We start from the raw sequence: 6,197 nt of genomic DNA, 5'->3' as shown, positions 1-6,197 counted from the left end.
CCGGCGCCGCCTGGGTCGTGCCGCCGGCCGCCGCCGGCGCCGTGCTGGCCGTCAACGCCGCGCAGACGCCGAAATCGCGGCTGCAGCGCATCACCTTCCGCACCCCCGGCACGGTGGCCGGCGAGAATGCGATCACCGTGGAGATCGAGGGACCGGACGGCGCTCGCGCCGACCTGTTGCGCCCGCCGGCCGCGGCGACGATCGCCGCCGAACTGGCGAAGGCCGTGCCCGGCGCCCGGCTCGACAGCGCGATGAGCGGCGGCACCAATGCCTACGGACCCTTCGGCGAGGTGATCGCCGAGACCGGCGACGGCCGCTGTCTCTACGGCTGGCAGTGGTTCGACCGGGCCGATCCCGGCGCGCTCGCCCGCGTCACCGGCATCGCCCGCATTCGCCCGGTCAGCCTGCGCGTCCGGCTGTGCAGCACGGACCGCGACGCCGATCTTGCCGGGGTGATGCAGGACCTGCGGCTGTCGCCCGTGCTCGGCGACGTGGTCGATGCCCCCTTCGCCGCCGGCACGCCCGGCGATGCGCTGGCCGCCGCCGGCGCCGGCTTCGGCCTCACGGTGCCCGCCGCCAGCGCCGCCGCGCCGGACCATGAGGAAAGTGCGACGGACCGCCCGTCGCGCCGGGTAGCAGCGGCCCCCCGTGTGGCACAGCCGAAGGTCGCCGAAGAACAGCCGAAAGTCGCCGCGCCGACGGAGGGACCGGCGATTCCGCTGCCGGCGGACAGCGCCGCAGGCATTGGCGCCCCTCGATCCATGACGGCCACGTCGCCGGGACCGGGCCGCGCATCGGCGGATACGCCGGGCGCTAGGATCGGAGACGCCGCCGCGCCCGATCAGGTTGCCCCCGTGATTCCGCTGCCGCAGGGCTGAGGGCTGGCGCCGGCGGCGGGCCACCGATCCCGGCGATGCGATTTGCCGCGCGGGGCGAGAGGCCGCACTCCGGCGGCGTGGCGGCGGGGATCCCCGCAGGCAGCAGGCTCGCATCCCTGGTCCCCGACGCCCAACGGCGGGCGATGCCAGGGGCGAAGGTCTGGCCGGGCGAAGGGACTTCTTCCCGGACCTCACGCAGGTTCGGCGGCTGCCGATGGCGGGTCTTGCGGAAAATACATTTCGGCCAATCGGTTAGCGTTCTCTCGCGCCAATTTCCACCTCCGCGCGGATTTCCCGCATCTTCCCTGTTGCAATCGAAACCGAGTTGGTTCATATAGGCGCGGCTCCGGCAACGACGCCTTCCCAAGGCCGGCCGGCACGAACTGGATATGCGGGCGTAGCTCAGGGGTAGAGCACAACCTTGCCAAGGTTGGGGTCGTGGGTTCGAATCCCATCGCCCGCTCCAGTTTCTCTTCCGTCGAGAGTGATGATGATTTCGGGCAGCGCGTCCACGCGTCTGCTCCCTCGCGTCGCGACGGCAGGCTGCGACCATGGCTCTGCGCTGCGTCGCGCGTCCGCCTCACGCGTAGATGTCGACACGCCGCCCCACTCCCGGGCCCGGTCGCCGCCGCGCCGACGGGGATCGTCTCCGGCTGCGGTCATGGCCTGGGCTTCCTCGACCGGTGACAGCCGCTTCGTCTCGTCCGGATCCTCGCCGCGCTTCAGCGCCTCGGCCTCCTCCCGCTGTTCCGCCTTCACCGGATCGTCATGGGGGTTCTTCGGGTCCTTGCCCTTCTTCGCCGCGGCGACGTCGCATCCGGACGTGCAGATGTAGCCGTTGACGATCTTCAGCATGGGCGGAACGGATCTCCCGAAGGGACGCTGGCGCGGCCGGAATGCCGCCGCTCCCTTCACGAGAACCCTGGAAGGTTATCGAGATCTTTCCGCCGCGCCGCCGGCTGACCATCGTGATCGGCCGGGCGATCACATCTTCGTCAACGGCGTCGGACGGTCCACGCGCCGACCTGCGGGCGGCACCTGCCGCCCGTCCGCCCCGCTCGTCTCCGCCTGTCACGCCGAGATCTTGCGCCCGCCGATCTGTCCGGCCGAAAGAAGACCGGCGGCCGGCGCGGCGAGCGGCAGGGCGCCACCGACGGTCAGACTGCGCACGGTCTCCTGCAGCCCGTCGCGCCAGCCGACCTTCGGCCGCCAGCCGGCGCCCCACAGGATGCGGCGGCTGTCGCTGACGAAATAGGGCGGGTCGGCAGGGTGCGCCGGCTCGGTGACCACCTCGGACCGCAGGCCGGTGATCGCGGCGATCTCCTCCAGCACCATCAGCCGGCTTGCGGCGTTGGCCGGTCCGCCGCCGACGTTGAAGGCCCGGCCCGCGATCATCTCGACCGCGCCGAGCGCCGCGCGGCAGGCCGCCGCCGCATCGTCGACATGGAGCAGGTCGCGCACCTTCTTGCCGCCGCCGGGCAGGCGGATCGCTTCGCCGCGCACCGCGCGGGCGATCAGCCCGCTGATCCCGGACGAGGCGCTGTCCGCGCCGTCCGGGACGGGTCCATAGACGGTGCCGAAGCGCAGGACGGCGGTCGGCACGCCATAGGAGGCGGCATAGTCGCGGACATACTGGTCGGCAATGCCCTTGGAGCAGCCGAAGGGCGTCGAGCAGTCGAATTCGCAGTCCTCGGCCAGGCCGAGGCGGGCGACCTTGTCGTCGACGGGGACGTAGCGATCTTCGAGTTCCCGGACGGGCAGGTCCGACAGCGCCCCGTAGACCCGGGTCGTGCCGGCGAAGATCACCGGGATCCGGCGGCCTTCGAGCCTGGCCGCTTCCAGCACGTTGAGCGTGCCCCGCGCGTGATGTCGAAGTCGGCGAGCGGCCGGTCGAGGCTGGCGGCGACGGCGGTCTGCGCGCCGAGATGGATCACGGCTCGGGACTCGCGCACCGCGCGGCGCACCGCCTCCTCGTCCCTGAGGTCGCCAGACAGCAGCTGCACCCGGGTCCCATGGCGCGCGATCAGCCCGTCGCGGGCCGCCGCGGCGCCGGGCCGGGAGAGATTGTCGAGCAGCAGCACCTCCTCGCCCTCGGCGAGATAGCTTTCGGCGAGGCGCGCGCCGATGAAGCCGCAGCCGCCGGTGATCAGCACCGGCCGGCGCAGCTGGCTGCGGCGGGTGATCGAGGCGCCGGCCAGCGGCCGGATCGCGGGATGGGGGAACATGGTCATGCCCGGCCCTCCCGCAGGAGGGCGGCGCCGCGACAGGCGACGTCGGTCCACGCATGACCGGAGCTCGAAAACGTGCGGATGGGGGCTGGGTGGAGGTGGTGCACGGCGTTTCCTCGGCTGCGGCGCCGGCCGGGACTTCACGTTCCGGTTGGGTCGCCAGGCTCGAAACCGCCGCAGCGGGGAATTGTTCCGTGCCGATCTGCACCTTCGTGCCCGGCGGCCGGCCGCGCCGTCCCGCTCACGGACAGGGATTGCCGCGCAGCTGGTGGACGGCGTCGACGGCGGCCTCCATTTCGGCCGTGAAGGCGACGTCGGCGCTGGCGAGCGCCACCTTCAGCTGGTCGACCGACGTGGCGCCGACGATGTTCGAGGTCACGAACGGCCGCGAGGTGACGAAGGCATTGGCAAACAGCGCGGGGTCGACGCCGAAGTCGCGGGCGATCCGCACGTAGTCGGCAAAGGCCTCGGCCGCGCCCGGCTTCTCGTAGCGCTGCAGCCGGTTGAACAGCTGCTTGCGGCTGCCGGCCGGCAGGGCGCCGTCCTGGTATTTGCCGGTGAGATAGCCCTGGGCCAGCGGCGAATAGGCGAGCAGGCCGACGTCCTCGCGTTCGCAGACCTCGGCAAGGCCGGCCTCGAAGGTGCGGTTGACGAGGCTGTAGGCGTTCTGGACCGAGGCAACGCGCGGGCCCTTTCCGGCCTCCGCCAGCGCCAGATGGCGCATCACGCCCCACGGGCTCTCGTTGGACAGGCCGATGTGGCGGACCTTGCCGGCGGTCACCAGCTCGTCGAGGATGCCGAGAATCTCCTCGATCGGCGTCTCGTCGGCAGCCGGCGGCGGGCTCTGCCAGCGCACCGGGTTGCTGCCGAAGCCGGTCACGGGCCGCTCGGGCCAGTGCAGCTGGTAGAGGTCGATGTAGTCGGTCCTGAGCCGGCGAAGGGATTTCTCCACCGCCTCCATGATCTGCGGACGGGTGAGGCGGCCTTCGGCGCGATCGTCGCGGAACCAGCGCATTTCCGAGCGGCCGATCACCTTGGTGGCAAGGAGGATGTCGGCGCGGCGGCCGCGGTCCTTGAGCCAGTGGCCGACGATCTCCTCGGTGCGTCCCTGGGTCTCGGGCCTGGGCGGGATCGGATAGAGCTCGGCCGCGTCGAAGACATTGACGCCGTGGTCCACGGCAAGGTCCATCTGCGCGAAGCCCTCCTCCTTCGTGTTCTGCTCGCCGAAGGTCATGGTGCCGAGGCAGACGGCGCTGACGGACAGGCCGGTGCGGCCGAGGGGACGCATCTTCATGGGAAAGCTCCGGACATGCGGACGCCGGCGGAAAGGCGCCGGCGAAGGGAAGGAAGGAAAAAGTCGCTGGAAGACTAGAGGAAGCGCGGCGCGGCGGCGAGGGGGGAGGTCGCTGCCGCCGATCCGGATCGCAGGCGGGGTCGTCGGTCAGGGTCGAACCGTCAGGACCGGGACCGGGCCGCCTCCACGAGCTTCTCGGCCGCGGGCAGGATGCGCTCGACGATCACGTCGACGCCCTCGGCGGTCGGGTGGATGCCGTCGGGCAGGTTCAGCTTCGCATCGGCGACGACGCCGTCGAGAAAGAAGGGATAGAGGATCGCGCCATGCTTTTCGGCGAGATCCGGATAGATCGCGTCGAAGCGCGCCTTGTAGTCGTCGCCCATGTTGGGCGGGGCATACATGCCGGCCAGCAGCACCGGCACGCCGCGCTCGCCCAGTCGGGCGAGGATCGAATCCAGCGCCGTCTTGGTCCGCGCCGGGTCGACGCCGCGCAGGGCGTCGTTGGCCCCGAGCTCCAGGATCACCGCATCGGCATCCGCGCCGACCGACCAGTCGAGCCGGGCGAGGCCGCCGCTGGCGGTGTCGCCGGAGACGCCAGCGTTGAGCACCGTCACCTCGTGGCCCTTCGCCTTCAGCGCCGCCTCGAGCTTGACCGGAAAGGCCTCGGAGGCCGCATTGAGGCCGTAGCCGGCGCTGAGGCTGTCGCCGAGGGCGACGATCCGCACCGGCTCGGCCGCGGCGGGCGCCGCCGCGAAGGCGAGCGGGAGCAGGATGGAGAGGAGTGTCAAACCACGCGATGAAGCCACTGTCGATCTCGCTTGCTGTCTCGGCGGATCCGCCGGCTGGAGGCGGCCGGGCGGAGAGGGATGCGTCCGGGTCGCAGCCCCGGCCGCGGCATTCCGTACGGCGCCGATCACCGGGCCGATCACCGGGCCGATTGCCGGCACCGATCACCGGATCGTGCGCGGCCGGGTCCGATTGCACCCTCGACGTCTGGATATCGCGGTGCGAAAACCCATATCTGCCGGATTGCCGCGCACAACCTTGCGCGCCGGCGTCCGTTCATCTTCCAGCATATAGGGCCGACCCGCGTGGCAAGACCAGTCATCGAGATCGAAAAAGTGGACCTCAGCCTCGGTGAGGGTGCGGGCCGGGTTCACATCCTCAAGGGCGTCGATCTCGATGTGGCCGCCGGCGAGACCGTCGGCATCCTCGGCCCGTCGGGGTCGGGCAAGTCCACGCTGCTGATGGTGATGGCCGGGCTGGAACGGGCCGGCGCCGGCAGCGTCACGATTGCCGGCTCCCGCCTCGACACGCTCGACGAGGATGGTCTGGCGCGCTTTCGCGGCCGCAATGTCGGCATCATCTTCCAGTCGTTCCACCTGCTGCCGACCATGACCGCGCTGGAAAACGTCGCCGTGCCGCTGGAACTTGCCGGCACGCCCGATGCCTTCGAACTTGCGCGGGCCGAACTCGTCTCGGTCGGCCTCGGCCATCGCCTCACCCACTATCCGGCGGAGATGTCCGGCGGCGAGCAGCAGCGCGTGGCGATCGCCCGCGCGCTGGCGCCGCGTCCGGCCATCCTGATCGCCGACGAGCCGACCGGCAATCTCGACTTCGAGACCGGTGAGGAGATCGTCCGGCTGATGTTCGAGGCGAGCGCGACCCGTGGCATGACCCTGATCATCGTCACCCATGACCGCACGCTTGCCGCCCGCTGCGACCGGCAGGTGGTGATGCGCTCCGGCGAGATCGTGTCGGGCGCCCGTGCCGCCCCCGCCGCGCTGGGCGTCTGAT

The 6,197-nt window shown here is 71.3% G+C and carries 4 protein-coding genes, 1 tRNA gene and 1 pseudogene; 3 read left to right on the top strand and 3 right to left on the bottom strand.

The window, feature by feature from the left end; genetic code table 11:
* Together bcsN and A6302_RS10170 are read left to right on the top strand one after the other, a co-directional pair.
* On the top strand, window positions 1-878 hold an 878-nt coding region (bcsN, locus tag A6302_RS22880; RefSeq protein ID WP_169833553.1), incomplete at its 5' end, for a cellulose biosynthesis protein BcsN.
* Between the two features lie 391 nt (window positions 879-1,269).
* A tRNA-Gly gene (locus A6302_RS10170) sits at window positions 1,270-1,344 on the top strand.
* Window positions 1,345-1,949: 605 nt separating this feature from the next.
* On the opposite strand, the pseudogene A6302_RS10165 reads toward A6302_RS10170, so the two are convergent.
* The 3 genes and pseudogenes from A6302_RS10165 to A6302_RS10150 all read right to left on the bottom strand — a co-directional run bounded on the left by A6302_RS10165 (window position 1,950) and on the right by A6302_RS10150 (window position 5,188).
* Window positions 1,950-3,103 (bottom strand): annotated as a pseudogene (locus tag A6302_RS10165) (SDR family NAD(P)-dependent oxidoreductase).
* Window positions 3,104-3,347: 244 nt separating this feature from the next.
* On the bottom strand, window positions 3,348-4,400 hold the full coding sequence (locus tag A6302_RS10155; protein ID WP_069306942.1) for an aldo/keto reductase: 1,053 nt from the start codon (window positions 4,398-4,400) through the stop codon (window positions 3,348-3,350).
* Window positions 4,401-4,561: 161 nt separating this feature from the next.
* Window positions 4,562-5,188, bottom strand: a complete 627-nt coding sequence (locus tag A6302_RS10150; RefSeq protein ID WP_245294011.1) for an arylesterase — start codon at window positions 5,186-5,188, stop codon at window positions 4,562-4,564.
* Window positions 5,189-5,491: 303 nt separating this feature from the next.
* On the opposite strand from A6302_RS10150, the gene A6302_RS10145 reads away from it, so the two are divergent.
* A complete protein-coding gene (locus tag A6302_RS10145; protein WP_069306940.1) occupies window positions 5,492-6,196 on the top strand; it encodes an ABC transporter ATP-binding protein in 705 nt (234 codons plus the stop codon).
* Window position 6,197 lies beyond the last annotated feature (1 nt).

Origin of the sequence: Methylobrevis pamukkalensis, from assembly GCF_001720135.1 — a bacterium.
Lineage (GTDB): Bacteria > Pseudomonadota > Alphaproteobacteria > Rhizobiales > Pleomorphomonadaceae > Methylobrevis > Methylobrevis pamukkalensis.
This window is presented reverse-complemented; position numbering and strand designations above follow the sequence as displayed.